General features: G+C 55.1%; 3 protein-coding genes and 1 pseudogene. All 4 read left to right on the top strand.

The window, feature by feature from the left end:
- A pseudogene (tuf, locus tag IU397_RS18360) lies at positions 1 to 124 on the top strand (elongation factor Tu); the annotation flags it as partial.
- Between the two features lie 414 nt (positions 125 to 538).
- Positions 539 to 763 carry a hypothetical protein gene (locus IU397_RS18355; RefSeq protein ID WP_204416558.1) on the top strand — a complete coding sequence of 75 codons (225 nt, stop codon included), beginning with the start codon at positions 539 to 541 and terminating at the stop codon, positions 761 to 763.
- Between the two features lie 37 nt (positions 764 to 800).
- Positions 801 to 1,025, top strand: coding sequence for a hypothetical protein (locus IU397_RS18350; RefSeq protein WP_204416558.1), 225 nt, complete (start codon positions 801 to 803; stop codon positions 1,023 to 1,025).
- Between the two features lie 37 nt (positions 1,026 to 1,062).
- Positions 1,063 to 1,287 (top strand): hypothetical protein, encoded by a 225-nt coding sequence (locus IU397_RS18345; RefSeq protein ID WP_204416556.1) that lies wholly within the window; start codon positions 1,063 to 1,065, stop codon positions 1,285 to 1,287.
- The last annotated feature ends 57 nt before the right edge of the window (positions 1,288 to 1,344 follow it).

The raw sequence follows: 1,344 nt of genomic DNA, 5'->3' as shown, positions 1-1,344 counted from the left end.
CGACAACGTGTCGTTCTCGGTTGAGCTGATCGCTCCGATCGCCATGGAAAACGGCCTGCGCTTCGCCATCCGCGAAGGCGGCCGCACCGTCGGCGCAGGCGTCGTCTCCAAAATCATCGACTAGTTTTGGTGCGGTGACCCGTCGGCCAGTCGAGCGACCAGACAAAAACCATCAATCCAAGACTTCGCAATTCAAAAAAGGGCGCCTTCGGGCGCCCTTTTTCGTGGCGTCACGCATCGCTAAACTGGCCTGATCCGACAAAACTAGACTAAATGGTTCAGCGCAATCGCTGTGCAAAATTGCACAACAGCCAATTTTGAGCCCCAACTCACGAAACGTTACAAAGATTTCCGTCCAAAGGGCTCAAAAAACAGGGGTTCAACTGCCCCCTGTCCGTCGATTTCTCAATTCAAGCCCACTTTCGCGTGAATTGTCGTGAGGGGGGACGTGATTTTGCAATTCGAAAACAACCTCTTAGGTCAGGGTCACCGGCAACGAGCCGACCCAAACAACAAACTGCTTAAGAGGAACACGACAATGACCAAGACACTCGCAACCGCCCTCGTCGCTTTGACTGCTCTGGCTGGCGCTGCGTCGGCCAACACATCGCCCACCGCGTTGCAGAACGACCTGCGGGCCTACCCTGTTCAGATCAATGTGTCTGACTTGACCGCGAATGAGCAAGCCCAGGTCGCTGCCCTGATCTCTTCGGGTGACAGCCAAGCCGAAATTGTGCGCGGTCTTAAATCCATCGCGAAATAACCGCGACGTTAACCAACTTCAAAAAAGGACTGAAATCATGACCAAGACACTCGCAACCGCCCTCGTCGCTTTGACTGCTCTGGCTGGCGCTGCTTCGGCCAACACATCGCCCACCGCGTTGCAGAACGACCTGCGGGCCTACCCTGTTCAGATCAATGTGTCTGACTTGACCGCGAATGAGCAAGCCCAGGTCGCTGCCCTGATCTCTTCGGGTGACAGCCAAGCGGAAATCGTGCGCGGCCTGAAATCCATCGCGAAATAACCACGACATTAACCAACTTCAAAAAAGGACTGAAATCATGACCAAGACACTCGCAACCGCCCTCGTCGCTTTCGCTGCTCTGGCTGGCGCTGCTTCGGCCAACACATCGCCCACCGCGTTGCAGAACGACCTGCGGGCCTACCCTGTTCAGATCAATGTGTCTGACTTGACCGCGAATGAGCAAGCCCAGGTCGCCGCCCTGATCTCTTCGGGTGACAGCCAAGCGGAAATCGTGCGCGGCCTGAAATCCATCGCGAAATAACCACGACATTAACCAACTTCAAAAAAGGACTGAAATCATGACCAAGACACTCGCAAC

It is taken from the genome of Actibacterium sp. 188UL27-1 (assembly GCF_016901225.1).
Lineage (GTDB): Bacteria > Pseudomonadota > Alphaproteobacteria > Rhodobacterales > Rhodobacteraceae > 188UL27-1.
The sequence above is the reverse complement of the archived record's forward strand: the minus strand, read 5'-3'. Positions and strand labels throughout refer to the sequence as shown.